Source organism: Emcibacter sp. SYSU 3D8 (genome assembly GCF_039655875.1).
Taxonomy (GTDB): domain Bacteria; phylum Pseudomonadota; class Alphaproteobacteria; order SMXS01; family SMXS01; genus RI-34.
Genome location: NZ_JBBYXK010000003.1, coordinates 109,100 through 133,343 on the forward strand (window position 1 = coordinate 109,100; position 24,244 = coordinate 133,343).

23 protein-coding genes are annotated in these 24,244 nt (G+C 66.7%); 12 read left to right on the forward strand and 11 right to left on the reverse strand.

What is annotated here, in order from left to right; genetic code table 11:
- The first annotated feature begins 38 nt into the window (after window positions 1-38).
- Window positions 39-413: a hypothetical protein gene (locus tag WJU21_RS11650; RefSeq protein WP_346323607.1), complete on the forward strand. Its 375-nt coding sequence runs from the start codon at window positions 39-41 to the stop codon at window positions 411-413.
- Here WJU21_RS11650 and WJU21_RS11655 read toward each other — a convergent pair.
- Window positions 410-2,029 (reverse strand): GMC family oxidoreductase N-terminal domain-containing protein, encoded by a 1,620-nt coding sequence (locus WJU21_RS11655; RefSeq protein ID WP_346323608.1) that lies wholly within the window; start codon window positions 2,027-2,029, stop codon window positions 410-412. The genes WJU21_RS11650 and WJU21_RS11655 overlap by 4 nt on opposite strands.
- 132 nt (window positions 2,030-2,161) lie before the next feature.
- Here WJU21_RS11655 and WJU21_RS11660 point away from each other — a divergent pair, with 132 nt between their 5' ends.
- Window positions 2,162-2,656, forward strand: coding sequence for a nuclear transport factor 2 family protein (locus WJU21_RS11660; protein ID WP_346323609.1), 495 nt, complete (start codon window positions 2,162-2,164; stop codon window positions 2,654-2,656).
- Between the two features lie 13 nt (window positions 2,657-2,669).
- Here WJU21_RS11660 and WJU21_RS11665 read toward each other — a convergent pair whose 3' ends face one another.
- Together WJU21_RS11665 and WJU21_RS11670 are read right to left on the reverse strand one after the other, a co-directional pair.
- Complete coding sequence (locus WJU21_RS11665) at window positions 2,670-3,104, reverse strand: SRPBCC family protein (RefSeq protein WP_346323610.1); 435 nt, start codon at window positions 3,102-3,104, stop codon at window positions 2,670-2,672.
- Between the two features lie 2 nt (window positions 3,105-3,106).
- On the reverse strand, window positions 3,107-3,886 hold the full coding sequence (locus tag WJU21_RS11670; protein ID WP_346323611.1) for an enoyl-CoA hydratase: 780 nt from the start codon (window positions 3,884-3,886) through the stop codon (window positions 3,107-3,109).
- A gap of 190 nt (window positions 3,887-4,076) precedes the next feature.
- Here WJU21_RS11670 and WJU21_RS11675 point away from each other — a divergent pair, with 190 nt between their 5' ends.
- Window positions 4,077-5,366: an aromatic ring-hydroxylating dioxygenase subunit alpha gene (locus WJU21_RS11675; protein WP_346323612.1), complete on the forward strand. Its 1,290-nt coding sequence runs from the start codon at window positions 4,077-4,079 to the stop codon at window positions 5,364-5,366.
- A 175-nt stretch (window positions 5,367-5,541) separates the two neighbouring features.
- Here the strand turns inward: WJU21_RS11675 and amrB are convergent, their stop codons facing one another.
- Window positions 5,542-6,918 carry an AmmeMemoRadiSam system protein B gene (gene amrB, locus WJU21_RS11680; protein ID WP_346323613.1) on the reverse strand — a complete coding sequence of 459 codons (1,377 nt, stop codon included), beginning with the start codon at window positions 6,916-6,918 and terminating at the stop codon, window positions 5,542-5,544.
- Window positions 6,919-7,019: 101 nt separating this feature from the next.
- Between amrB and amrS the strand changes: the two genes are divergently transcribed.
- Both amrS and WJU21_RS11690 read left to right on the forward strand, forming a co-directional pair.
- Window positions 7,020-8,129, forward strand: a complete 1,110-nt coding sequence (gene amrS / locus WJU21_RS11685) for an AmmeMemoRadiSam system radical SAM enzyme (RefSeq protein WP_346323614.1) — start codon at window positions 7,020-7,022, stop codon at window positions 8,127-8,129.
- Complete coding sequence (locus WJU21_RS11690) at window positions 8,119-9,822, forward strand: alpha-glucosidase (protein WP_346323615.1); 1,704 nt, start codon at window positions 8,119-8,121, stop codon at window positions 9,820-9,822. Before amrS ends, WJU21_RS11690 begins: the two co-directional genes overlap by 11 nt.
- Window positions 9,823-9,907: 85 nt before the next feature.
- Here the strand turns inward: WJU21_RS11690 and WJU21_RS11695 are convergent, their stop codons facing one another.
- Together WJU21_RS11695 and WJU21_RS11700 are read right to left on the reverse strand one after the other, a co-directional pair.
- A complete protein-coding gene (locus WJU21_RS11695; RefSeq protein ID WP_346323616.1) occupies window positions 9,908-10,930 on the reverse strand; it encodes a hypothetical protein in 1,023 nt (340 codons plus the stop codon).
- Window positions 10,931-11,039: 109 nt separating this feature from the next.
- On the reverse strand, window positions 11,040-12,308 hold the full coding sequence (locus WJU21_RS11700; protein ID WP_346323617.1) for a S8 family serine peptidase: 1,269 nt from the start codon (window positions 12,306-12,308) through the stop codon (window positions 11,040-11,042).
- A gap of 81 nt (window positions 12,309-12,389) precedes the next feature.
- Here WJU21_RS11700 and WJU21_RS11705 point away from each other — a divergent pair, with 81 nt between their 5' ends.
- Window positions 12,390-12,905 carry a sigma-70 family RNA polymerase sigma factor gene (locus tag WJU21_RS11705; protein WP_346323618.1) on the forward strand — a complete coding sequence of 172 codons (516 nt, stop codon included), beginning with the start codon at window positions 12,390-12,392 and terminating at the stop codon, window positions 12,903-12,905.
- Window positions 12,892-13,614, forward strand: coding sequence for a zf-HC2 domain-containing protein (locus WJU21_RS11710; protein WP_346323619.1), 723 nt, complete (start codon window positions 12,892-12,894; stop codon window positions 13,612-13,614). Before WJU21_RS11705 ends, WJU21_RS11710 begins: the two co-directional genes overlap by 14 nt.
- A gap of 3 nt (window positions 13,615-13,617) precedes the next feature.
- Here the strand turns inward: WJU21_RS11710 and WJU21_RS11715 are convergent, their stop codons facing one another.
- Genes WJU21_RS11715 through WJU21_RS11725 form a run of 3 tightly spaced genes read right to left on the reverse strand, consistent with a single transcriptional unit; the run spans window position 13,618 to window position 16,699 of the window.
- Window positions 13,618-14,868: an MFS transporter gene (locus tag WJU21_RS11715; RefSeq protein ID WP_346323620.1), complete on the reverse strand. Its 1,251-nt coding sequence runs from the start codon at window positions 14,866-14,868 to the stop codon at window positions 13,618-13,620.
- Window positions 14,869-14,904: 36 nt separating this feature from the next.
- Complete coding sequence (locus WJU21_RS11720; RefSeq protein ID WP_346323621.1) at window positions 14,905-15,597, reverse strand: DUF1223 domain-containing protein; 693 nt, start codon at window positions 15,595-15,597, stop codon at window positions 14,905-14,907.
- A 52-nt stretch (window positions 15,598-15,649) separates the two neighbouring features.
- Window positions 15,650-16,699, reverse strand: a complete 1,050-nt coding sequence (locus tag WJU21_RS11725) for an amidohydrolase family protein (protein ID WP_346323622.1) — start codon at window positions 16,697-16,699, stop codon at window positions 15,650-15,652.
- A gap of 175 nt (window positions 16,700-16,874) precedes the next feature.
- Here WJU21_RS11725 and WJU21_RS11730 point away from each other — a divergent pair, with 175 nt between their 5' ends.
- The gene (locus tag WJU21_RS11730) at window positions 16,875-18,089 is read left to right on the forward strand and encodes an extracellular solute-binding protein (protein ID WP_346323623.1); all 1,215 of its coding nucleotides are present in this window, start codon (window positions 16,875-16,877) and stop codon (window positions 18,087-18,089) included.
- 132 nt (window positions 18,090-18,221) lie between these two features.
- Entirely contained in the window at window positions 18,222-18,578 is a 357-nt protein-coding gene (locus WJU21_RS11735) for a hypothetical protein (RefSeq protein WP_346323624.1), read from the forward strand.
- Between the two features lie 17 nt (window positions 18,579-18,595).
- Here the strand turns inward: WJU21_RS11735 and WJU21_RS11740 are convergent, their stop codons facing one another.
- On the reverse strand, window positions 18,596-19,417 hold the full coding sequence (locus tag WJU21_RS11740) for an SDR family NAD(P)-dependent oxidoreductase (protein WP_346323625.1): 822 nt from the start codon (window positions 19,415-19,417) through the stop codon (window positions 18,596-18,598).
- Between the two features lie 134 nt (window positions 19,418-19,551).
- Here WJU21_RS11740 and putA point away from each other — a divergent pair, with 134 nt between their 5' ends.
- Window positions 19,552-22,653 (forward strand): bifunctional proline dehydrogenase/L-glutamate gamma-semialdehyde dehydrogenase PutA, encoded by a 3,102-nt coding sequence (gene putA, locus WJU21_RS11745; protein ID WP_346323626.1) that lies wholly within the window; start codon window positions 19,552-19,554, stop codon window positions 22,651-22,653.
- Between the two features lie 83 nt (window positions 22,654-22,736).
- Here putA and WJU21_RS11750 read toward each other — a convergent pair whose 3' ends face one another.
- Window positions 22,737-22,946 carry a cold-shock protein gene (locus tag WJU21_RS11750; RefSeq protein WP_346323627.1) on the reverse strand — a complete coding sequence of 70 codons (210 nt, stop codon included), beginning with the start codon at window positions 22,944-22,946 and terminating at the stop codon, window positions 22,737-22,739.
- 365 nt (window positions 22,947-23,311) lie between these two features.
- On the opposite strand from WJU21_RS11750, the gene WJU21_RS11755 reads away from it, so the two are divergent.
- Window positions 23,312-23,533, forward strand: coding sequence for a hypothetical protein (locus tag WJU21_RS11755; RefSeq protein ID WP_346323628.1), 222 nt, complete (start codon window positions 23,312-23,314; stop codon window positions 23,531-23,533).
- A 9-nt stretch (window positions 23,534-23,542) separates the two neighbouring features.
- On the forward strand, window positions 23,543-23,791 hold the full coding sequence (locus WJU21_RS11760) for a hypothetical protein (protein ID WP_346323629.1): 249 nt from the start codon (window positions 23,543-23,545) through the stop codon (window positions 23,789-23,791).
- The last annotated feature ends 453 nt before the right edge of the window (window positions 23,792-24,244 follow it).

Below are 24,244 nucleotides of genomic sequence, written 5' to 3' on the forward strand. Positions count from 1 at the left end.
TTGCCCGGTTGGGGGCGACCTGACCAGGGAGACATGCCATGTCACCGTTTCGCGTTACGATGTTTGCCGCCGCGTGCGCCCTCACGATGGGTGCTGGTACCTATGTCCATGCTGCCGATCGAACCACGGACGATGACCGTCCCGGCGTAAGGCACTGCACCAACGATCCCGATCTGGCGAGCGACCTCTACGAATATCTGCAGGATTGTCCGGCTGCCCAGGGCGTATTGAACCGGAGCGGCGCCTGGGTCGCGGTCGAAAGGGACGCTGACGGCACCCCCGGCGCAGCCGGCCGCGCGGGCGACGTCAACCGGCCGAGTGCACCGGACGGCACGTCCATGGGCTCGCCCAGCGCTCCCAGCACCGGCAATGGCGTAGGCGACCCGCCTGGCGCGCCGGCCAGGCCCGATTAGGACCGGCGATCCGCCAGGATCATGTCCGCCGCCTTTTCGGCGATCATGATCACGGGCGAGTTGGTGTTGCCCGAGACGATGGTGGGCATCACCGAGGCGTCGACGACGCGCAGCCCCGTCAGGCCGTGAACCCGCAGCCGGGCGTCGACCACGGCGTCCGGCCCATCCCCCATCTTCGCGGTGCCGACCGGATGAAAGATGGTGGTCGAGATATCGCCGATTTTCGCCAGCAGTTCGGCGTCCGTTGCCACCTGCGCGCCGGGCAGCACCTCGGTGGGTTCGAACCGCGCGATCGCCTTTGCCGCCATGAGCTGGCGGGTCAGCTTGATCGAGCGCACCGCCACCTGGCGATCGTTCTCGGCCGACAGGTAGTTGGGTTTGATGGCGGGCGGCAGTCGCGGGTCCGCCGATCTGATGTGGATCGTGCCGCGGCTTTCGGGCCGCAGATTACAGACCGAGGCGGTGACCGCCGGGAATGTGTGCAGCGGCTCGCCCAGCTTGTTCGTCGACAGCGGCTGGACGTGATATTCCAGGTCGGGCGTCTCCAGCCGCGGGTCGCTGCGCGCGAAGATGCCCAACTGGCTGGGCGCCATGGACAGCGGTCCTGACCGGGTCAGCAGATATTGCAACCCCAGCTTGCCCTTGCCGAACAGACTGCCGGCCAGTTGGTTCAGGGTGACGGTGTTCGACACCTTGAAGACGGTGCGGATTTGCAGGTGATCCTGCAGATTGCCGCCGACGCCCGAAAGCGCGTGGGCGACCGGGATGCCGAAGCCGTCCAGCACGGCCGGGTCGCCGATACCCGACAGCTCCAGTATTTTCGGCGAGTTGACCGCGCCTGCGGACAGGATCACTTCGCCCTCGGCGCGGGCTTGCTTCAGCACGCCGTTCTGGCGAAAACGGACGCCGGTGACCGTCTTGCCGTCCAGCACCAGGGATTCGGTCTCGGCGCCGGTAATGACCCGCAAATTCGGCCGGGCGCGCACCGGGTCGAGGAACGCCTTGGCCGTGTGCCAGCGCACGCCGCGTTTCTGGTTCACCTCGAAATAGCCCGAGCCCTCGTTGGTGCCCTTGTTGAAGTCGTCGGTGCGCGGGATTCCCGCCTCTTCGGCGGCATCGCGGAAGGCGTCCAGGATCGGCCAGGAGATCCGCTGCTTTTCCACCCGCCATTCGCCGCCGCTGCCGTGCAGGTCGCTGGCGCCCTTGTGATAGTCTTCGGACTTGCGGAAATAGGGCAGCACGTCGTCCCAGCCCCAGCCGGTGTTGCCCTGCTGGCGCCAGCCGTCATAGTCGGCAGCCTGGCCGCGCATGTAGATCATGCCGTTGATCGAGGAGCAGCCGCCCAGCACCTTGCCGCGCGGATAGTCCAGCGCCCGGCCGTTCAGCCCGGCGTCGGGCTCGGTCTTCATCAGCCAGTCGGTGCGCGGATTGCCCATGCAGAACAGGTAGCCGATGGGGATGTTCACCCAGTGGTAGTTGGCGTTGCCGCCCGCCTCCAGCAGCAGCACCCGCACCGCACGGTCCGCCGATAGCCGGTTGGCCAGCACGCATCCGGCCGATCCCGCGCCGACGATGACGTAGTCCCAGGTGCCTTCGAGGGCCGCGGCCTGCTCCACAGCAATCTCCTTCCCGTTCGGGCGCACAGTAGCGTCCTTATCGCCCGTTGTAAGCCCGCGGCGTCATGCTAGTCTGCCTTCACGCGTGACTGATTCCGGAGGGGCCGGAGCGCGCGCAGGGGAGTTGAAAGCATGAGCGATTTTACCGCCGACGAGGTCAAGGAACTCCGCAAGCTGCTGGAGATCGAAAAGATCCGCAAGGTGAAGCAGATGTACTCGCATCTGATGGATGGCCGCGACATTCCGGCGCTGGCCCAGATCGTCGCCGAGGACTGCGTCTGCGTGTTCGGCCCGTACGGCACCTGGACCGGCCGCGACCAGATCCACAAGGGCTGGGCCGAGGTGTTCAAGAACGCGGTCCCCTATGGCGGCTTCCACGCGACCACGAACATGTGGATCGAGATGACCAGCGACACCTACGCCATCAGTCGCACCTACCTGCACGACATTTCCAACGAGCCCGACCCGCGCGCCAACCCGGTGGTCTGGTACGGCATCTATGACGAGGACTACGAGAAGGTCGGCGGCGAGTGGAAGATCAAGAAGTGCGTGCTGCAGTTCCTGTGGCCCAAGCGCATGGTCAGCGACGACTTCCCCCGCAAGATGACGCCGACCTCGTTCGGCTGAGGGAACGGCCGGGTCAGAGCGTGCTGGCGTAGACCGCCAGCCGCTCCGACATGTCGCGGTAGGCGCCGGAGAGACCCTCGGCGATGACGTCCGGGTCGGCGCCGTCATGGGGCTCGAATTCCGAGAGCCAGTCGATCCGGCACTGGCCGCCGCCCGTGTCGGTCAGCGAGATGCGGGTCCAGTAGTCCTTCATGTCGAGCGGCCGCCCCTTGGTCAGGGAATAGCGGATGGCGCGCTCGGCCTCGTTCACTTCGTCCAGCCGGTGCTGCACGGTGCCGAAGCGCGGCAGGGTGAAGTCGCGCACCATGCCGACGCCGCTGCCGGTCGTCTCCAGCGTGGCGGTGTCGCCGCCCTTGACCCAAGCCAGCAGCGAGCCGAAATCGCGCAGCACCTTCCACGCGGTCGTCGCCGGCACGTCCAGCGTCATGCCGAAATGGAACGGGACCATGCTCACACCTGCGACTTGCCGCGCGCCTGGATGGCGGCGCGGCGCTTCTCGACCTCCTCGGGCGACACGGCCACATTGGCGGCGCGGGCGCGGCGCTGCTCGGTCTGCATGCCGTCGCCGAACGACTGGGCGAAGCCCTCGTCGATGACGCCCTTGTAGCTGACCAGCATTTCGGGGATCACCGACAGCATGTCCTGGGCGAGTTGCCGGCAGGTGGGCAGCAGATCCTCCTCGCGCGCGACCACCCGGTTGATCAGGCCCCATTCCGCGGCCTGCGGGGCCGACAGGAAGTTGCCGGTCAGCGACAGCTCCTTGGCGCGGTAGATGCCGATGGCGCGGCTCAGTTTCTGGCTCAGGCCCCAGCCCGGCATTACGCCGACACGCGCATGGGTATCGGCGAACCTGGCGTTGGGCGAGGCGACCAGCACGTCGCAGGCCAGCGCCAACTCGAAGCCGCCGGTGATGGCGACGCCGTTGATCGCGCCGATGATCGGCCCGCTGAACTTGCCCAGCGACCGGACGGGATCGCCCAAGGTGATGGTGTCGTTGGGATTGGACAGGCCCTTCTGGCCCAGCTCCTTCAGGTCGAGGCCGGCGCAGAACGCCTTGCCGGCGCCGGTCAGGATCATCACGCGGATTGCGGGATCGGCCTCCAGCTCGTCCACCGCCGCCGCGATGGCGCCGCGCAGCTCCCGCGACAGGGCGTTCATGGCGCTGGGCCGGTTGAGGGTGACGGTGGCGATCTCGCCGGTCTTCTCGACCAGCAGCACGGGTTCGGACATGGAATTCTCCCCAGGGACAGTCGGCGGCATTGTTCCGCCTAAACTATGAGGCGTCCAGAACCGTTTTGGCGTCGGCCTGCCGTCAGGACGGTTTACTAAAATTGGCACATAATCTACTATTCCTATTATGCTCGCGTGATGGTAAAACGGGCGTCATACTTGAGCAGGACCTTGCCGGGGAGAACGGGCGATGGACGATCCCAAGTCGATTGCGAATCTGAAGGCGCGGATGAAGTGGGAGCAGGACCGCGAGGGGCCGCCCGCGGATTTCCCGGCGCTGCCACCGCTGCCACCGGGCCGCTATGTCAGCCAGGAGTTCTTCGAGCTGGAGAAGCAGCACCTGTGGTCGAAGGTGTGGCTCTATGCCGCGCACCAGAGCCAGCTTCCCGAGGTCGGCTCCTACGTGCTGCTCGACATTCCCGACGCGCCGATCTTCCTGATCCGCGACAAGGACCAGAAGATCCGGGCGTTCTACAACGTCTGCTCGCACCGGGGCGCGCCGCTGGTGCGCGAGGCCTGCGGCAAGCAGTCGCTGCTGCGCTGCACCTATCACCAGTGGACCTATGACACCAAGGGCCGCCTGATTTCCGTGATGGACGAGCGCGATTTCCCCGCGCCGTTCGACAAGTCCACGCTCGGCCTGCAGGAAGTGCGCTGCGAGATGTGGGGCCCCTTCGTGTTCGTCAACGAGGACCAGAACGCGCCGCCGTTGCTCGAATGGCTCGGCATGATCGCCGACGAGTTCCAGCAGTTCGAGATCGACCAGCTGCGCCCGGCCGAGATCAAGTCCTACACCCTGGACTGCAACTGGAAGCTCACCATGGATGCATTCCTCGAGGTCTATCACATCAAGGGCATCCATCCGACGACGGTGGGCGAGTCGCTCGATCACCGCGGCGCGGTGATGGGCCTGCTGCCCAACGGCCATACCCGCATGACCTGTCCGACCAACGCGCCGCCCGCCAAGCAGCGCAAGCTGCGCGGCTACGGCGACGGCAACGTGGTGACCATGCCCAATGTGCCGGCCGGCGAAATCGCCCGCGACTATCATGTCTCGCACAACATCTTCCCCAACATCATCACGCCGGTGGGAGAGACCGCCCGCCAGTTCCTGATGTTCTGGCCGATCTCGCGGACCCGCACCCGCGTCGACGTGGTGCATTTCGGCCGTGACTGGGGCGACGCGCCGCGCCCGGCGGGCTGGGACCCGCTGCTGGCGTTCTGGGACATCGTGATGGCCGAGGACCTGCAATTCCTCGAATGGCAGCAGAAGGCGGTGCTCTCGCCCGGCTTCAAGGGCTACCGGCTCAGCTACATGGAACGGCGCATCTATTATGCGCATGAGTCCATCGACCGGATGATCGGCGTCGAGAATATTCCGGAGCACCTGCGTGCCGTACCGATGATGGAGCCCTACGAGGAAAAACCCTGGCACCACGCGGCCGAGCCGCTGAATGTGGCGGCGAACGCGGCGGAATAGAGTTAGCCAACCATCGGCCGTCATTCCCGCGCACGCGGGAACCCAGTTCTTCATAGGGCTGGGTTCCGGCTATAGAACGAGGTTCTTTGTGATCGAGGCGCAGTGTGGCCGGAGCCCCTGCCCCGCCTGGGTCCCCGCATGCGCGGGGATGACAGCTTTGAGGTAGACTCCCGCCCTATCCGAAATGCCGGTGGAACGTCTCGGTCGTGAACCGGTTGGCCTTGAAGCTGTCCGACCAGTGGTCGTCGGCCATGCCGGCCTTGCGCTTCAGCTGGAGCAGGAAATCTCGCGGGTGCGGCAGCGTCTGCCATACCGTGGGCAGGAACAGCGCGCGCTTGCCATCGTCCCCGATGACCAGCCCGTCCCGGTCGGGGCGGAGCGCGGCCAGCAGCGCCTTCTCGCTGTCGAACGAAATCGGGCGCTGGTGGCTGAGGATGGAGATCTCCACATCCAGCCGGTCCAGCTCGGCGGCGGTCAGCGGCGGGAAGCGCGGGTCGGCGAAGGCGGCCTTGTAGGCATTGGAGACGACATCGTTGATCAGCGGCCGGTTGGCGACGACGCTGCCGATGCAGCCGCGCAGCCTGCCGTCCAGGGTCAGGGTGACGAAGGTGCCGCGCATGGCCAGCACCGGGCGCGACACGTTTTTCAGCGTCACGTTCGGTTCCTTGCCGTGCTGGATGCCGTAGCGGATCGAGGCCACCGCCGCGTCGAGCAGCGTCCGGCGGTCCCCGTCGCCGACGCGGGCGGTTTCGGCATATTCCAGGGCGAAGCTGCCATAGCCGACGACCCGCTCCTTGTTGCCGCGGGTGTCGCCCGAATTGCGCACGTCCAGCGCCGTCACCCGCAGGTCGCGGCGGCGGGCTTCCAGCATCAGGCCGCGCAGCGGCCGATTGCCGCAGGCCTGCTGGTCCTTCAGCAGGTCGGGGCGCAGCAGCTCGATGGCCTGGGCCGCCTCGCCATCCATGCGGGTCGCGGTTTCGTGGTCGTGAAAATGGCTCAGGTCCGACGAGATCACGATCAGCGTCTCGGGTCCGCCCCAGCATTCGCGCAGCACCCGGGCGACCTCCTCGGGGCCGGCGTTGCCGACCAGCACCGGCACCAGGGAGAATTCGCCCAGCACCGCCTGCAGGAACGGCAAATGTACCTCCAGGCTGTGCTCCTGGGCGAAGGGCTCGTCGGCAACCATCACGCCGGGCAGGGCACGCAGCCGCGCCATGGCGTCCAGGTCGACGGGAATCTCGCCCAGCGGCGTCGCCCAGCGCTCGGCGGTCGACAGCGCCAGGCCGGAGAAACCGACCCGGTGGTTCGGCCCCAGCAGCACCACGCGATTGATGATGTCGCGCCGCTCCTTCAGCGTCGCATAGGCGGTGCCCGCCACCATGCCCGAATAGACGAAGCCCGCATGTGGCGCGACCAGCACCTTGGCGTCGACCGAGGCTGGCCGCGCGGCCTTCAGGCACGCGTCGACCTGGGCGGCGCAGGCTTCACGGTCGGCCGGATAGAACAGGCCGGCCACGCCTGGCTGCTTCACGCGGTTGGCGTCGACATTCATGTCCAGTTCCCAATCCTTTGGCCCGCACCAGCGCAATGCTGCCGTGCCTTTCGGGTGCCAAGGCGATTTCACCCTGGCTGAAAGCGCTTTAGAATAGCCATATGGCGAGCGCAGACCAAACGGCAAACACGGGCCATCCGACCCGCTACTGGCACGCGCTGGGCGACGGGCGGGTGCAGTGCGACCTGTGCCCGCGCGCCTGCAAGCTGGCCGAGGGCCAGGCCGGGCTGTGCTTCGTGCGCTCGGCCCACGGCGGCAAGGTCCAGCTCGACACCTATGGCCGCTCGTCGGGCTTCATCATCGATCCCATCGAGAAGAAGCCGCTGAACCATTTCCTGCCGGGAACGCCGGTCCTGTCGTTCGGCACGGCGGGCTGCAACCTGGCCTGCACCTTCTGCCAGAACTGGGACATTTCGAAGTCGCGCGAGGCGTCCAAGCTGGCGGCCGCCGCCTCGCCCGAGGCCATCGCGCGAGCCGCCGTCGCCACCGGATGCTGGTCGGTGGCCTTTACCTACAACGACCCGGTGATCTTCCACGAATATGCGATCGATATCGCACAGGCCTGTCACGAGGTGGGGGTAAAATCGGTGGCGGTGACCGCCGGCTACGTCAATGCCGAGCCGCGCGCCGAGTTCTACCGCCACATGGACGCCGCCAACGTGGACCTGAAAGCCTTTACCGAGGACTTCTACTGGAGGGTCACCAAGGGCCATCTCCAGCCGGTGCTCGAGACCCTGAAATATCTCAGGCACGAGACCGACGTCTGGTTCGAGATCACCACCCTGCTGATCCCCGGCGAGAACGACAGCGAAGCCGAGATCCAGGCCATGACCCAGTGGGTGATGGAGAATCTGGGTCCGGACGTGCCGCTGCACTTCACCGCGTTCCATCCGGACTACCGCATGCTCGACAAGGCGCGCACGCCGCACGAGACGCTGATCCGCGCGGGCCGCATCGCCCGCGCCAACGGCGTCAACTATTCCTATGTGGGCAACGTCCACGATGTAGGCCGGCAAAGCACCTACTGTCCGTGCTGCGGCGAGCGGCTGGTCGGCCGCGACTGGCACCTGCTGTCCGACTGGCACCTCGACGCCCATGGCCGCTGCGACAATTGCGGCACCGCCATTCCCGGCCTGTTCGAGCCGGGTCCAGGGGATTGGGGCAGCACGCGCGAGAGGGTCGACATGACCCGCTTCTCCAATGCCTATTGAGGCGGACGCCGGGGCCTGGTGGAAGGAAGCCGTCGTCTACCAGATCTATCCGCGCAGCTTCCGTGACGCGGACGGCGACGGCATCGGCGACCTGCGGGGCATTACCGAAAAGCTGGATTACCTGGCCGAGCTGGGCGTCGACATCGTCTGGCTGTGCCCGGTCTGTGCGTCGCCCAATGTGGACAACGGCTATGACGTGTCGGATTACCGCGCCATCGCGCCCGAATTCGGCACCATGGAGGATTTCGACCGGCTGGTGGCGGAGATGCGCGCGCGGGGCCTGAAGCTGATGATGGACCTGGTGTTCAACCACAGCTCGGACCAGCATCCGTGGTTCCGCTCGGCGCGGGCGTCGAAGGACAGCCCGTACCGCGACTATTATCTCTGGCGCGACGCGCCCAACGACTGGCGTGCCGTGTTCGGCGGCAGCGCGTGGACGCGGAACGAGCCGACCGGCGACTGGTACTGCCACCTCTTCGCGCCCGGGCAGCCCGACCTGAACTGGGAGAACCCGGCACTGCGGCGCGAGCTCTACGACGTCATGCGGTTCTGGGCCGGCAAGGGCGTGGCCGGCTTTCGGCTCGACGTGATCTCGTTCATTTCCAAGCAGCCATTCGATACCCCGCAAGCCGGCGTGCATTTCGAGTTCTATGCCAATGGTCCGAAGGTGCATCTCTATCTGCAGGAAATGCGCCGCGAGGTGCTGGCGCCTTTGGGGGTGATGAGTGTGGGCGAGGCGCCCGGCGTCAGCGCGCAAGACGCGCCGCTCTACGTGGCGGCCGAGCGCGGCGAACTCGACATGATCTTCCATTTCGACCATGCCGGGCTGGACCGCATGCCCGACGATTTCTGGCGTCCCGCGCCGTGGCGCCTGTCCGACCTGAAGGACATCCTGATCCGCTGGGACCGGGCGCTGGCCGGGCGAGGCTGGAACAGCCTTTATCTGGGCAACCATGATCTGCCGCGCCTGCTGTCGCGGTTCGGTGACACGGGCGCGCACCGGCGGGCGGCCGCCACGCTGTTCGCGACCATGCTGCTGACCTTGCGCGGTACGCCCTACATCTATCAGGGCGACGAGATCGGAATGATCAACACGCCGTTCGAGGCCATCGGCGAATTTCGCGATATCGTCGCCCGGAACGGCTGGGCGGCGGCCCTCGCCGAAGGGCGCGCCGAGCACGAGTTCCTTGCCGAACACATGCAGGTCAGCCGGGACCACGCGCGGACGCCCATGCAATGGGACGCCTCGCGCCATGGCGGCTTTACTTCAGGCACGCCGTGGATTCGAACCAATCCCGATTATGCTGTCACCAACGTCGCCGCCGAACGGGCGGATCCGGGTTCGGTGTACCACCATTACCGGCGGATGATCGCCCTGAGGAAGGCCACGCCCGCGCTGGTTCATGGCGACTTCGTACCCGTCGACGCGGGAAATCCGGACATTTTCGCCTATGTCCGGGCGCTGGACGACGTGCTGCTGCTGGTGATGCTCAACGTATCCGCCGCCGCCGTCGACATCGGCGACCTGGGCCGGGACGGCATGATGGTGACCGGCAATTACGACGGCCACGGCCGCGTCCTGCGGCCCTTCGAGGCGCGGGTGCTCCGCATGGCCGAGGAACCCGGCGACTACGCGTCTCCGGCCTGTTCCATCAACGAGGTGGATCCCGCCTATATGGGACTGGAGCGATAAGCGGAAGAGGCAGCCCCCTCCGGCCGCCTCTTCCTCCACCGTCGCCGTTGTCCGCTGGTTTGGGCTGCGGGCGGCGCCCCGTGGATTATTGTCGGGCGGCGCCGTCACCCGATGCGGTGCCCGTCCCACTGGCTGCGGCGGCTGCGTCGCTGCCGGCCATCTTGCGGACATCAGCGCGGCTCATGGCACTCAGGAGGCCCTCACCCGAGAAGGACAGCTGGTCGGCGGGGATCGCTGCGATCCCGCCCCGCGTCTTGACCAGGACGCTGTCGACGGTGCCGCTGGCTGTGCTGTTCACTGACTGGACCTTGCCGATGGTGCGGCCGGCCTCATCCTTTACCACCATGCCGGGATTGACCTTGGTGGCGGTGCTGCCGGCGGCATCGAAGGTGCTCGTCGCCGCTGCCGTGCCGCCGCCTGCCGAGCTGCCGGCGTTTCCCTGGCCCGTCACGGCGCCGGTCAGGTTGCCTGCGCCCGACGTTGCGCCGGTTGCGGCCCCGGTGGCATCACCGGCCGCTGAAGCGGCCGAGCCCACATCGGGCAGCATCGAAGGGGAATCGGCATCGGCGCCACCCGAGGCGTCGCCAGCTGCCGATCCTGCGGCATTCAGTCCGGACGCCGCGCCATCGACGGCGCCGCCAGACGTATCGCTGACCGTGCTGTCGATGGTGCCCTGTGCGCCGGTCACTGTGGATCCGATAGCGTCGGTGCCACCAACGGGTGAGGCGGCGCCCGCATTGACCTCGTTCGATCCGGCAACGCTACCGCCTAGCGAGCCGGTCGCGCTCTGGCCGACCGCAGAGGTCGTGCTGTCCAGCGTGCCCGTCGCCGCGCCGGTAAGGTTGCCGCTCGCGCCTGCCGATCCCGAACGCGTGTCGACCGACTTGCTGCCGGAGGCCTTGCCGCTGACATTTCCGGTGCCAGCCACGCTCCCGGATACGCCGCGGCCTGCGTTATTAAGGCCGCTGCCCACATTGCCGACGCCGTTCAACGTGCCGCCCACGGACCCGCCAAGGCCGCCGCCACCAAGCAACTGGGCCGATGCCGGGGCGGCGAGAGCGAAGGAAACGCCCAGGCCGACGAGTAGTGCAAATTTCGAGCTCCGCATTGTCCGTCTCCATTGTCAAAGCGGGACGTTCTCGTGTCCCTCAAGCCAACAACGTTTCGGATCGGGATTTTCATTCACGCGGACGGCGTTTTTTCCGGGTACAGCGGTGTCAGGGCATGGCGTTGCGGCAGGTACCGCAGATCAGGCCGCGGCCATAGACCGGATCGATCCCTTGACGGCCCAGATCCTGCGCCTGTGCCGCCAAGGTCTCTACGGCAGCCATGGGGTTGTTCAATGCGGGCGCTGCCAGAGCGAGTTTTCCGGCCACAAGCGGCGCCGCATAGGATGTGCCGCGAACTCGCGCATAGCCGCCGCTGGCGGCCGCTGCCGCCATGTCGGCGCCCGGCGCTGCAAAGTCCACCCGCTTGCTGCGCCCGGCTTCCGTCAGCACCTTGTCCCGGCGGTCTACGCCAGTCACCGCGATCACGCCATCATAGGCGGCGGGAAAGGCCAGTGCGCCGGCAGGACCGTCGTTTCCCACCGCGGCGACGATGGCGACGCCTTGGCGCATGAGGGCCGAGATCGCCGCCTCGACAATGGCGTTGGGCGGCCCGACCAGGCTGATATTGACAACCGGCACATGGCGCTGGGCCATCCAGGCCAGCGCACGGGTCAGCATTCGTGCCGAACCGCCAGTCGGTCCGCTGCCATAGACGTCGGCAACCAGCAGCATCTGGCCCGGCGCGGCGCCGTTGAATGTTCCATGCCGTCCCGCCAGCAACGAAGCGACGGCGGTGCCATGGGCGCCGGCGACCACGCCGCCCGGAGCGAAGCCGGACTGCTCGGCGATGAGGCCGTCGATCGCGGGATGGGCGGCCACGCCACTGTCGATGAGGCCGATGCGCGGGGTGCCGCCTGTCGCAGCGGCGGGAGGCGCGAGCGCCTTGTCGCTGCTCGCGCCTGCACCTGTATAGAGATGATCGAGGTCGTAGCGTCCGGACGGATCAAGCGCCCTCAGCTTCTTTAGTGCCCGGCGCGCCGGCATGCCTTCGGGAACACGTAGCGTAACCAGGGTGACGCCAAGGCCTTCGAGCGTTTCCCGGCTGACCGGGTCGAAGCCTGCCGCGCGGGCGCGACCAACCGCGGCTTCATTCGGAGAAAGCGCCACAACCGTGCCGCGAACCACTGGAAATCCGCCGTCGTCGGCCTCCAGCACCGCCGCGTTGTCCCGCAGCAGAGACTTCAGCTGGACACTCGCGATACTTCGCGCCGGCCGGATAATTGCCTCGGCCGTCCCATCCAGACCGGCGCCTCGCAGCACCGGCCGCGCCAAACCGTCCACGGTCTGACCGACCGGACCCAGAATCTGGCCTCGTCCCGGCGTAGCCAACAGCAACGTGGCGGCCAGCAATCCAGTAATCTTCAGTGCTTGTTTCATGTCTGATGCGTTTAACGTCTATGTCATGGATGAAACGTCGGGTCCCGGCCGTTTCATCCACATGAAGAGCGTAGGAAGCCTTTGGACGAATTTCAAACCGCACTGGTCGACCTGCTGCCCAGGCTCCGGCGGTTCGCGCGCGCGCTTGTGCGGGACGCAGTTCAGGCTGACGACATTGTGCAGTCGGCGGTGGAGCGGGCACTTCGGGCACGCCGGCAATGGCAACCTGGAACGCGCCTTGACAGCTGGATGTTTCGCATCATCCGCAACGCCTGGATCGATGAGACTCGCGCGCAGCGGCGACGCGCCCTGGTTTTCGGCGCCGAGGAAGAAGGGATGGGGGTAGGCGCCGATCCGCTCCCGGCCCTTGAGGCGCGGCTGGATCTTCACCGGGCCCAGGCAGCCCTGCAACAGCTCCCGGACGAGCAGCGCGAGGCCATCGCCCTCGTGCTGGTCGAGGGCCTAGGCTATGCCGAGGCAGCTGATGTGCTGGAGATACCGGTGGGCACGCTTACAAGCCGGCTGCTGCGTGGCCGTGCTGCGCTGGTGCGGGCGCTGGCGCCGGTTGATGGGGAGGATGGCAGTGATCGTGGATGACAACACCCTGATGGCCTATGCGGACGGTGAGTTGACCGGCGCGGAAAGGGCAGCTGTCGAGGCCGCCGTCGCCGCCGACCCGGCGCTGGCGGAGGTTTTGGCACGGCACATGGCGCTGCGCGGCGCGATCAGGGGCGCATTCGAGCCCATTCTTTCCGAACCGCTGCCGCCAGGCCTCGCGGCGCTGGCCGGCGGAGCCGATGTGACCGATCTCGCAGTAGCCCGTGAAAGCCGGCAATTGCATCGGCCATCGCTCGCGGCCCGGTGGGGCGCGCTTGCCGCGACGCTGGCCGTTGGCGTGGCCGCGGGTTATCTGCTGTCCGGTCCATCCGGCATGGTGGGCACGGCTGGCGACGGTCTTGTCGCCCGCGGGGATCTGGCCCGGGCGCTGGAGCGCCAACTTGCCGCCGACGATCCGGCGGCCGTTGGCAGCCCGGTCAGGATCGGCCTGACGTTTCGAGACGCCGGGGGCGCCCTGTGCCGAAGTTTCAGCGCAGCAAGGCAGGATGCTGTTTCAGGCATCGCCTGCAAATCGGACGATTACTGGCGGCTCCGGCTCGCCATTGGCGCCGCGCCCGAAATAGGTGGCGGGTATCGGCAGGCGGCTGGCGAGACGTCCGTGCTGGAGGCGGTCGACACCATGATCAGCGGCTCGCCATTCGACGCCGCGGCGGAAAAGGCCGCCCGCGACGGGGGCTGGACGCGGTAACGATCAATCGTCGGCAACTTCGTACCGGTCGGCCTTTCTCAGGTCGGGGAACAGTTTCATCCACAGCAGCGTCACCGCGATGGTGAGTGTGCCGCCCAGCGCGCCGGCCACCACCACGCCCATCAGGCCGCCCATCATGCCGGCCCAGAATTCGCCCAGCTGGTTGGAGGTGCCGATCGCCAGGAAATTGACCGCGTTCACCCGGCCGCGCATCTCGTCGGGCGTTTGCAGCAGCACCAGCGAGGTGCGGATCACCACGCTGACATTGTCCGCTGCTCCCAGCACGAACAGCGCGACCAGCGAGAGCCACAGATTGACCGACAGCGCGAAGATGACGGTGGCGACGCCGAAGATGATCACCGACCAGAACATCTTCATGCCGATGCCGCGCTCGACATTGTACTTGGTCAGCACTGCCGCCATCGCCAGCGCCCCGACCGCCGGCATGGCGCGCAGCAGGCCAAGGCCCCACGGCCCGGTCTGCAGGATGTCCTTGGCGAAGATCGGCAGCAGCGCCACCACGCCGCCCAGCAATACGGCGAACAGGTCCAGCGAAATGGTGCCCAGCACCACCGGCCGCCCCCAGATGAAGGTGAGACCGCCGAACACGGATTTCAGCGTTACCGGCTCCCGCGACGGGGCGCGCCGCTCGACGCGGATCATGATGGTGGCGAGGGCGCCGACAAGAAAACAGACGCCGGCCGCGATGAACGGCACTGGCGCGCCGAAGGCATAGAGCACGCCGCCTGCCGACGGGCCGACGATCATGGCGGTCTGGAACGCCGACGAGGACATGGCCATGGCCCTGGGCAGCAGTGCCGTGGGCACCACGGCGGGCAGCATGGCCGAGAGAGTCGGCGCAACGAACGCCTGGGCCGCGCCGAGCAGGGCCACCGCCGCATAGATGCCGAAGACGCCCGTCCACCCGGCGAAGATGCCGTAGACCAGAAAGGCCAGTGTCGCCGCCTCCAAGAACTGGCAGATGATGACGATCATCCGGCGGTCGTAGCGGTCGGCCACATGGCCGCTCACCAGGGTCAGCGCCAGCATGGGCAGGAACTGCACCAGGCCGACGAAGCCCAGCGCATAGGCGCTGCCGGTCATCTCGTAGATGCGCCAGCCGATGGCGACCGAGGTGATCTGGAACCCCATCGCCATCAGCACCCGCGAGGTCCAGAACCACAGGAATGCGCGGTGCTTCAGCAGCCCGTCGGGCGGCGCCGGCGTGGAGGATTCTCCAGCAGCGTCAGACATCGGGCGGCGCCTTGCAGTGCGGCGCTCGCCGGTGGCCTATCGCGACGCCGCCGACAGGATCGGTCCGCCGTCCGGCATCTGCACAAGGACCGCCGTCCTGAGACCGGGCGGCGCCGGCGGCAGCGGCATGACGGTCGTTTCGCCGGTCCAGCCACCGAGGCGGACAAGCGAGCGGACCACATTCCTGTGCGGCAATGTCCGGCCGCCGTTCTCGCCGCGCCGGATCGCCACCTGTACAATCCGCGGTTCGTAACGCACCAGCCACACGTCGGCTGCCCGCGCCGTCCTGCCCGGTCCGATGGTGACCTGCTTCGCCGACAGCGTGACCGCGGGACCAGCCTGCTGCCGGCGCGCGGCGTCGATCAGCGCGTCCACCTCCTGACGGCGGCTGCCGACGGCATCGGCCCGCCCGTTCACGACGATCTGCGGTGTGAACACGCTGCGTTTGCCCAGCGTGGCGGCGTAATCGTGCTGGCGCCGGGTATATTCCCGGCTGGCGAACGTATCCTTCCAGCCCAGCTTGTCCCAATAGGTGACGCCGAAGCTGAGCGCGACGATGCCCGGCCTTTCGCTCAGCGTGGCCAGTAGGGCATCGGCCGGCGGACACGACGAGCAGCCCTGGCTGGTGAACAATTCGACGACAACCGGCGCGGTGGCCGACGCGGGCCCGGCTGCCAGGACGATTCCGATCGCCAGCGCGGCCAATCCCGCGCGGATCTTGCGTGACATGGCTCAGCCTCCATGAAGTCTCATGGATCATTCGCCGGACGCCGCCCAGGAGTTACAGGTCAAGCCTGTAGACCCGTTTCGCTGTGCTCGAGAACAGTGCCGTCTTGTCCGCTTCGGAGAAATCGGCGGTCATGCGCTTGAACGCGTTCCATAGCACCATGTAGGAGCAGCATGACTTGTCGACGGGGAAGTTGCTCTCGAACATGCAGCGCTCCGGCCCGAAGGTGTCGATGACGAAGAGGTACCAGTCGCGGGTGCGGGCGGCGACATCTTCGGAGGTGGGCGGCGCGGCGTTGTTTTCCCAGCCGAAGCCGCAGATCGGCATGGTCAGGCCGCCAACCTTGACGCTGACATTGGGGCAGGTGGCCAACTCGGCCATGTCTGCCTTCCATTTGGCCATGACCTCGGCGTGCCTGCCCGCATAGGGGCCGATGCCGAGGACGCCGCCCACATGGTCGAGGATGATGCTGACCTCGGGCCGCGCGCGGGCCAGTGCCGTCAGCTCGGGGATTTGCGGGTGATAGAGCCAGGCATCGAAGCTCATGCCATATCTGCCCAGCGTCGCGATGCCCTCGCGGAACGCCGCGTCACCCAGCAGGCCCGGCGGCGGCACCGGGCGCGCGGGCGGCGGTTTGGATGGATCCCAGCCGGCGGCGATCATGATCGCCCTGTCGACGGCCGGATCGGTGTCCGAGGCAACGGCGTGCCGGATGCCGCGGAACCGGCCGCGCGCCACCGCCAGGTGGGCGTCGAGCACGTCGGCGACAGCGGCGCCCAGACGAAGATTCGCGTGGCCGACGATGCCGGCGTTCATCCGCGACGTGCCATAAATGCCGCTGGCGCTCATGGCCGCGATACCGTTGACGAATTCGGTCTCGCCGATCGGCCGCAGCGGCTCCGGCCCGTCGATCCGGTGCATGGACGCGGCCTGCACATAGACGGTGGCGATGATGTTGTGGCCCTGCTGGTCGGCCAGGAATTCATCCAGCAGATAGCGGAAGCCCGGTCGCTCCCACAGATGATGATGGGGGTCGACGATGGGGCGGTCAGGGTCGAGCGCCTCTTCCTTCACAAGCTCCAGCCATTCAGCCCGCGGCGCCATATCCTGCCTCCCCCGTCACGCGTCTCGCGGCAAGAATAAGCGGCATCGCCGCGTCGCCCAAAACAATTCATCGGGCCTGTGATCAGGTGCGGCGCACCGCAATCTCCAGTTGATCTTCGCCGCGGGATTCCGGACTCTGGCTAGGCAGCTATCCGCACATCCAGAGGCAGGGCCAATGGCCGACGAACCGCAACGCGCACCCGTGTTCTGGGACCAGAAGTTCCGGGAAGTTGTGCTGCGCCATCATGGTCCCAGCTATTCCGCCATCGGTCAGATCGCCCTGCAGGCAGAGAAGGATCTGGGCTTCCGGATCGAGATGACGGTGGACGACGAGGACACCCTGATCCAGCGGGCGATCACCGAGCCCGAGTTCACCGATATCCTCGATCTGGATCACTGGGCGTACGAACTGGTGGTGCCAAGGGGCGTGCTTCAGGGGATCCCGCTATTTCGCTACGACTGGTGGGACCAGACATTGCCGATCTTCACCACCGGCACGCGGCCGGACGGCACCGCCACGCCGCGCCAGGGCAGCAATCCCTTCACGGTGCAGTATCTGGATACGCCGTCGAGCAAGCAGTTCGCGCCCGGCCAGACAGATACGATCGCCATGGTGCCGCACATTCTCAACGCCGACACGCTGGGCGTGCGCACCGATCTGATCGGCCGGCCGGTGAGAAGCTGGTCCGATCTGGTCAATCCCGAGTTCAAAGGCAGGGCGGCGCTGGTCGATATCCCGGCGATCGGCATCCTCGACGCGGCCATGGCGCTCGAGGCGGCGGGCGTTGTGCGCTATGCCGACATGGGAAACATGACCCGCGCCGAGATCGATGCCACCGTGGACCGGCTCATGGAACTGAAGAAATCCGGCCATTTCACCATCCTGTGGCAGCGTTACGAGGAATCGATCGATCTGCTCGCCTCGGGTGACGTGGTGATCCAGTCCATGTGGGCGCCCGCCGTGTCCAAGGTACGGGCTCTCGGGGTGCAATGCGACTATCCCGGATTGGCGGAAGGCTACCGCGGCTGGTCGGCCGGCCTCAGCATCATGCGCCATGTGGACGGCCTGACGCTCGAGGCCGCCTACCAGTACATGAACTGGTACAATGCAGGCTGGGCCGGCGCCTATGTGGCTCGGGCCGGCTATTACAGTTCGGTGCCGGCCACCGCACGCGACTTCCTCACCCGCAACGAATGGGATTTCTGGTACGAGGGCCGCCCGTCGGTCGAGCCGATCACCGACGCCTTCGGCGACGTGATCAGCCCCGCCGGTTTCCTGCGGTTCGGCGGCGCCATCTGGGACCGGCTGGGCCGGATCGCCTGCTGGAACACGGTGATGGACGAGCAAGATCATCTCGACCGCCGCTGGCAGGAATTCAGGGATGCCTGACAGGCGGGATCGATCGCCCGACGCTGGCTTGGTGTAAGACCGTTCCGTCCTACTTAAGGCGTATTGTCGAGGGATAGTGCCACAGACGGATTTTCCGCATGTCGCGCAGCCCCGTCACCAAAGGAACCGAAGATGAGTCGACCCCCCGATCGCGCGAAGCCGGTTCGCACCGCCAAAGTTGACGAGCGAACGTCACTGCAGCGCTACAGGGACGCCGACAAGGCGCAGCAGGCGACCTCCGGCGTGGGCGAGCCGCCGCAATCCCTGAGTGACGCGGAAGCCGGTTGCTGGCGCGAGCTCATCGCGCTCTCGGGGTCCATGGTGCTTACGGGCGCCGACAGATGGCGCGTCGAGATGGTCTCGCGCCTCATGGCCACGGTCAGGTCGGGGGAGTTCAAGGACTTCGAATTGCGCTCCCTCGACCGTCTCCTTGGGCAGATGGGTATCCCGCTGGCAGAATTCGCCCATCCTGCGCCAGGCACCGCCTGATCCGGCGGGCGAGTCGCCTATTCCTTCGGCGGGTAGGCGTTCTGGCTCATCATGGCCATCACCTGCTTCGGCTCCTTGAAGCCGGGCTGGGCGGAGTCGCCGAACGCCGCCATCAGCGCATCGCACCGGGCCTGCACATGGGCGCGGTAGTCGCCATGGGTGAAGACGTAGAGCTCATTGGCCTTGATGGCCTCCACCACGCGCCGGCCCACGTCGGATGCGTTCATGCCGGTCGGCGGGCCGTCGGCGGGCCGTCCGCTGAGATTGCTGACGACGGTGCCGGGCATCAGGATCGACACGCCGATATTGTCGGGCTTCAGCTCCCAGGCCATCACCTCGCCGAAGCCGACCGCGGCATATTTGGCCACCACGTAATCGCCGATGGGCGACGCCGCCACGGCGCCGGCCATGGACGAGGTGATGACGATGTGTCCACCCTCGCCATGGGCGCGCAGCAGGCCCAGCATGTAGTGGACCGTGTTGTAGACGCCGGTCAGATTGATGGCCATCATCCGGTCCCACTTCTCCGGCTCGGTCTCGGCAACCTTGGCGCCCGACGGCGGAATGCCCGCATTGGCACACACCACATGCAGCTTGCCGAACGCCGTGATCTTCCTGGCCGCGTCCTCCAGCGCGCCCCGGTCGGTGACGTCGAGCAGCATGGTCAGCACGTCGGTGCCGCGCGCCTTGAAGTGTTTCTCTGTCTGGTCGAGCCCGGCCTTGTTGACGTCGGCGATGACCAGCCGCATGCCCTTGTCGGCGAACGCGTCCGCCATGGCCAGGCCGATGCCGCTGGCGCCGCCCGTGATGAAGGCCGTCCGGCCCGATAGATCGCGCATCCTGAATTCTCCCCTGGAATGATGCCCAGAGTTGGGCGGCATCCGCCGCGCAAGTCAAGCATGAGGGTCAAGCAGATGACGGGGGCCGTTCTGGCGCCATGTTATGATGAGGCACATCCTGCGACAGGAAATCGATGAGCAGCCAAACCCGCCAGGCCATCGCCGAGGCTTATCTCCGGGACGAGACCGACGCGGTCGCGCGGCTGGTCCCTGTCGCCCGGCTGGCGCCCGGGGAAGCGCGCGAGACCGACAGGGTCGCGCGCCTGCTGGTCGCCGCGGCGCGCGACGGCCGCAGGCGGCAGGGCGGCATCGACCGCTTCATGCAGGAATACGATTTGTCGACCGAGGAAGGCATCGCGCTGCTGTGCGTTGCCGAAGCCATGCTGCGTATTCCCGATACCGAAACCGTCGACGAGCTGATCGAAAGCCGCATCGGCTCGGCAAGCTGGCGGGCCCATCTGGGCGAGTCCGATTCGCTGTTCGTCAACGCCTCGACCTACGGACTGGTGCTGGGCGCACGGGTGCTGCGCATGGCCGACGACGCGGGCGGCCTGCTGCCGCGCCTTGTCGGCCGCATGGGAGAGCCGGTGGTGCGCGCCGCGATCCGCCAGGCCATGCTGCTGCTCGCCGGCAAGTTCGTCATGGGCGAGACCATCGAGAAGGCGCTGAAAGCCACCGCCAACTGGCCCGGCTACCGGTTTTCGTTCGACATGCTGGGCGAGGCGGCGATGACCGCGGCCCAGGCCCAGGACTATTTCGACCGCTACCTGGTGTCGATCATGGCGGTCGCAAAGGGCGCCGGTCCGTTCGATCCGCTCACCGCGCCGGGCGTGTCGGTAAAGCTGTCTGCGCTGCATCCCCGTTACGAGCCGGGCCAACGGGACCGGGTGATGGCCGAACTTGTGCCCAAGCTCCACAAGCTGGCCGTGGCCGCACGCGGCGCTGGCGTCCTGCTGACCGTCGATGCCGAGGAAGCCGCGCGGCTTGACCTGTCGCTTGAGGTCATCGAGGCGGTCGCGGACGCGCCCGGTCTGGCGGGCTGGGACGGCTTCGGCCTCGCGGTACAGGCATACGGCAAGCGCGCCATGGCAGTGCTCGATTGGCTGGCGGAAAAGGGCCGCGTCACCGGACGGCGCTGGCCGGTGCGGCTGGTGAAGGGCGCGTATTGGGACAGCGAGATCAAGCTGGCCCAGCAGCTCGGCCTCGACGAGTTCCCGGTGTTCACCCGCAAGGGCGCCACGGATGTATCATACCTGGCCTGCGCCCGGCGGATGCTGGCCCAGCCCTACATCGTGCCCCAGTTCGCCACCCACAATGCCCACACCGTCGCCGCCGTTCATGCCATGGCGGGTGGACGCAGTGACTACGAGTTCCAGCGGCTGTTCGGCATGGGCGACGCACTGCACGAGCAGGCTGTGAAATCCCTGGGCGTCTCGTGCCGCATCTACGCGCCGGTGGGCAGCCACGAGACCCTGCTGCCCTATCTGGTGCGCCGGCTGCTGGAGAACGGCGCCAACACCTCCTTTGTCAACCGGCTGGCCGATGATGACGTGCCGGTCGAGGCGGTGATCGCCGATCCGGTCGAGCGGGTGGCGGCATTGAAATCCAAGCCGCATCCGGCGGTTCGGCGGCCGGCGGATCTCTACCAGCCGGAGCGGCGCAACGCACGGGGCCTGATCGTCAGCGAGCCGCCCTTCGGCGATGCGATCAGGCGCGATATGGCGGCCGCCCTTGCGGTGCCGCTGCAGGGGCATGCGCTGGTTGGCGGGCAGCCGGTGGGCGGCGAGCCCGTCGACCTGCGCGAGCCAGCGGACAGGTCGAGACTGGTGGGCACCATGGTCAATGCCGGTGCGGCGGACGTCGACCGCGCCCTGTCGCTGGCGGTTGCCGCCGCAGCGTCCTGGGACCAACGGGGCGGCGCGGCGCGCGCGGCAATCCTGGAAAAAGCCGCAGACCTGTTCGAGCGCGACCGGGCGCTGCTGATGGCGCTGTGCGTGCGCGAGGGCGGCAAGACCGTGCCCAACGCGCTCGCCGAGCTGCGCGAGGCGACGGACTTCCTGCGATATTATGCGGCGCAGGCCCGGCTGCGTTTCGAACGTCCAATGGTGCTGCCGGGGCCGGACGGCGAGCGTAACGAGCTGACGTTGCGCGGGCGCGGCGTGTTCGCCTGCATCAGTCCATGGAACTTCCCGCTGGCCATCTTCACCGGCCAGGTCGCGGCCGCGCTGGCGGCCGGCAACGCGGTGTGCGCCAAGCCGGCGGGGCCGACGCCGCTGACTGGCTTCGCCGCGATCCGGCTGCTTCACGAGGCAGGCGTGCCCGTCGACGTGCTGCACTTCCTGCCCGGTCGCGGCGCAGCGGTGGGCGGTGCGCTCATTGGTGACCGGCGGATTGCCGGTGTTGCGTTCACCGGCTCGAACGACACGGCGGACAATATCCAGCGCAACCTCGCCGCGCGCGGCGGCGCCATCGTGCCATTCATCGCCGAGACCGGCGGCATCAACGCCATGATCATCGATTCCAGCGCCTTGCTCGAGCGGGCGGTGGCGGATGCGATTCGCTCGGCTTTCGACAGCGCCGGTCAGCGCTGTTCGGCCGCCCGCGTCGTGTTCGTGCAGGCCGATGTGCATGACGCGTTCACCAGCCTGTTGACCGGCGCCATGGCCGAACTCCGGCTGGGCGATCCCATAAGTGAATCGACCGACATCGGTCCGATCATCGACGAGACATCGCGCGATAAGCTGGCCGCCTATGTGGCGGAGATGAGCGGGCGGGGCCTCGACGTCGTCAGCAGCGGCACGGTGCCCCGCGACGGCGTCTTCCTGCAGCCGCATCTGATCCGGTTTGCCAGGCCGCAGATGCCGGCGCGCGAAGTGTTTGGCCCGGTGCTGCATGTGGCGCCCTATGCCGGCGAGTCGCTCGATGGGCTGTGCGATCTGATCAACGGCGCGGGCTTCGGCCTTACCCTGTCATTGCACACGAGGCTGCCGTCGGTCATCGACCGGGTCGCAGCGCGCATGAAGGTCGGGAATATCTACGTGAACCGGGACCAGATCGGCGCCGTCGTCGGCATCCAGCCGTTCGGTGGCGAGGGTCTGTCCGGGACCGGCCCGAAGGCAGGCGGTCCTCACTATCTGACGCGTTTCTCGGTGGAGCGGGCTGCGGCCAGCAACGTGGCCGCCATCGGCGGCGTGACCGACCTTTTGTCGCTCGACCCCTGGCAGGACGTGCCCTGAACGCAAAAAAGGCGGTCCTTGCGGACCGCCTCTCGCCCCGGCGAGCCGAAGCTCATGCCAGGGACGGCATGAAATGCCGCAGCTTAGCCGATCTGCAGATTGCAGGCCGACGACTTGCCGGTCTTGCGATCTTTTTCGAGCTCGAAGCCAAGCTTCTGGCCCTCATTGAGGCTGGTGTGCCCGGCGCGCTCGACGGCCGAGATGTGCACGAAAACGTCGGCGCTGCCGTCGTCGGGCTGGATGAATCCGAAGCCCTTCTGGGCGTTGAACCACTTCACGGTTCCATTGGTCATAGTGCGTTCCTTGTGGAATAGAATCATCGGCCGGAACAGTTCCGGACGAACCAAATTTTCGATATTGAGGGGGTCAGGGTTGGCGCTCGCACTTTACTGGAGCATCGAGCTTGGCCGTACCAATACGAATTTGATGAGGCGTAGTTAGAGTATAAATACGGAAGATGCAAGCGCAATATTGGTTATTATTTCTTTGCCGGATGTCCGGCATGGAATTTTTTTGGAAAACATTGTATAGTCATTCGTTCAGCCCCTCTAAACGACCTTGCGTGGCCATCCGCCCGTCGGCGCCATGCAATCCCGCGATACCATGAAAGACCGCTATGCCCATGGAAGCGTCCCGCCGGCGCGAAGAGATATTCTTGATGGAACCCGAGTTGCATGCCTGGGCGTCGTCCTACACGGACGACCCGAATCTGGCCTATGCACTGGTGCATCACACCATCATGAAGTCCTGGAACGCGCTGAACCGGCCGGCCGCTGCAGTGACAACCCGGACGTGGCTTGCCGAGTTGATGTGGCACACGGTGAGCACCATGGATTGCTTCGATGACACGCGCCAGTCCGACGGCAGGCTACTCAACTAGGATACGGATATGAACGCCTTCGATTACCAGGTACCAGCTGAATTATTCCTGCGCGGCATTGGCGCGGGTGGCAAACGCCTCGTCTACAAGCGCTTTGTCTCGGCCGCCGCGGCAGTTCAGTTCGCGGTTGAAGGAGCAAGTGGCTTTGCGACGGCCACGCTCGAGGTCGACGGCGACCGCTTTGAGAAAGCCGATATCCGCCGGCTCTATGATGCCGACGATTACCCGCTGTCGCGAAACGTTCCGCTCGCCGCCTAGGATCGGCTCAGGCCGTCACGCTCACCTCTACCGGCATCACCCTGAGGGCATTCGTCATGCCGATGACGCTTCCGGAGACGGGGATGGTTTGCCCGATGTGGCGCGTGACCGTCACCGGTGTCAGGTTGCGGCCGGCGACTGGGTGCCTTCGTCGTTACGGCTCTGGGTCGCCAGAGCGCCCGGAACGGTCAATTCAGCACCGGAATAACAGAACGGCTTGCGCGAGCCGGTGCGGGGCCGGCTGGACTGCCTGATGGTACCGGTAAACGGTGCGATGCCGTATCGACTGCACCATGACCGGACGCCCCTCCTTGCCGGATTTCCGCTCGTGCTGGCAGATCCGCATTGATGGCCGCGTACGCAACGGCGCAGGTCTGCCGGGCAGGCGGTGCCGTTCCTGCCACTGACCCATTGCAAAATTCTTGCAATCCTGTTCACCTGCAAGCATGACTG

Coding starts and splice junctions, on each gene's coding strand:
- WJU21_RS11650 (WP_346323607.1), top strand. CDS start 39: ATGTCACCGTTTCGCGTTACGATGTTTGCCGCCGCGTGCGCCCTCACG.
- WJU21_RS11735 (WP_346323624.1), top strand. CDS start 18,222: ATGAGTCGACCCCCCGATCGCGCGAAGCCGGTTCGCACCGCCAAAGTT.
- WJU21_RS11695 (WP_346323616.1), bottom strand. CDS start 10,930: ATGCGGAGCTCGAAATTTGCACTACTCGTCGGCCTGGGCGTTTCCTTC.
- putA (WP_346323626.1), top strand. CDS start 19,552: ATGAGCAGCCAAACCCGCCAGGCCATCGCCGAGGCTTATCTCCGGGAC.
- WJU21_RS11715 (WP_346323620.1), bottom strand. CDS start 14,868: ATGTCTGACGCTGCTGGAGAATCCTCCACGCCGGCGCCGCCCGACGGG.
- WJU21_RS11760 (WP_346323629.1), top strand. CDS start 23,543: ATGAACGCCTTCGATTACCAGGTACCAGCTGAATTATTCCTGCGCGGC.
- WJU21_RS11675 (WP_346323612.1), top strand. CDS start 4,077: ATGGACGATCCCAAGTCGATTGCGAATCTGAAGGCGCGGATGAAGTGG.
- WJU21_RS11730 (WP_346323623.1), top strand. CDS start 16,875: ATGGCCGACGAACCGCAACGCGCACCCGTGTTCTGGGACCAGAAGTTC.
- WJU21_RS11750 (WP_346323627.1), bottom strand. CDS start 22,946: ATGACCAATGGAACCGTGAAGTGGTTCAACGCCCAGAAGGGCTTCGGA.
- WJU21_RS11670 (WP_346323611.1), bottom strand. CDS start 3,886: ATGTCCGAACCCGTGCTGCTGGTCGAGAAGACCGGCGAGATCGCCACC.
- WJU21_RS11660 (WP_346323609.1), top strand. CDS start 2,162: ATGAGCGATTTTACCGCCGACGAGGTCAAGGAACTCCGCAAGCTGCTG.
- amrB (WP_346323613.1), bottom strand. CDS start 6,918: ATGAATGTCGACGCCAACCGCGTGAAGCAGCCAGGCGTGGCCGGCCTG.
- WJU21_RS11755 (WP_346323628.1), top strand. CDS start 23,312: ATGGAACCCGAGTTGCATGCCTGGGCGTCGTCCTACACGGACGACCCG.
- WJU21_RS11665 (WP_346323610.1), bottom strand. CDS start 3,104: ATGGTCCCGTTCCATTTCGGCATGACGCTGGACGTGCCGGCGACGACC.
- WJU21_RS11690 (WP_346323615.1), top strand. CDS start 8,119: ATGCCTATTGAGGCGGACGCCGGGGCCTGGTGGAAGGAAGCCGTCGTC.
- WJU21_RS11700 (WP_346323617.1), bottom strand. CDS start 12,308: ATGAAACAAGCACTGAAGATTACTGGATTGCTGGCCGCCACGTTGCTG.
- WJU21_RS11720 (WP_346323621.1), bottom strand. CDS start 15,597: ATGTCACGCAAGATCCGCGCGGGATTGGCCGCGCTGGCGATCGGAATC.
- amrS (WP_346323614.1), top strand. CDS start 7,020: ATGGCGAGCGCAGACCAAACGGCAAACACGGGCCATCCGACCCGCTAC.
- WJU21_RS11740 (WP_346323625.1), bottom strand. CDS start 19,417: ATGCGCGATCTATCGGGCCGGACGGCCTTCATCACGGGCGGCGCCAGC.
- WJU21_RS11725 (WP_346323622.1), bottom strand. CDS start 16,699: ATGGCGCCGCGGGCTGAATGGCTGGAGCTTGTGAAGGAAGAGGCGCTC.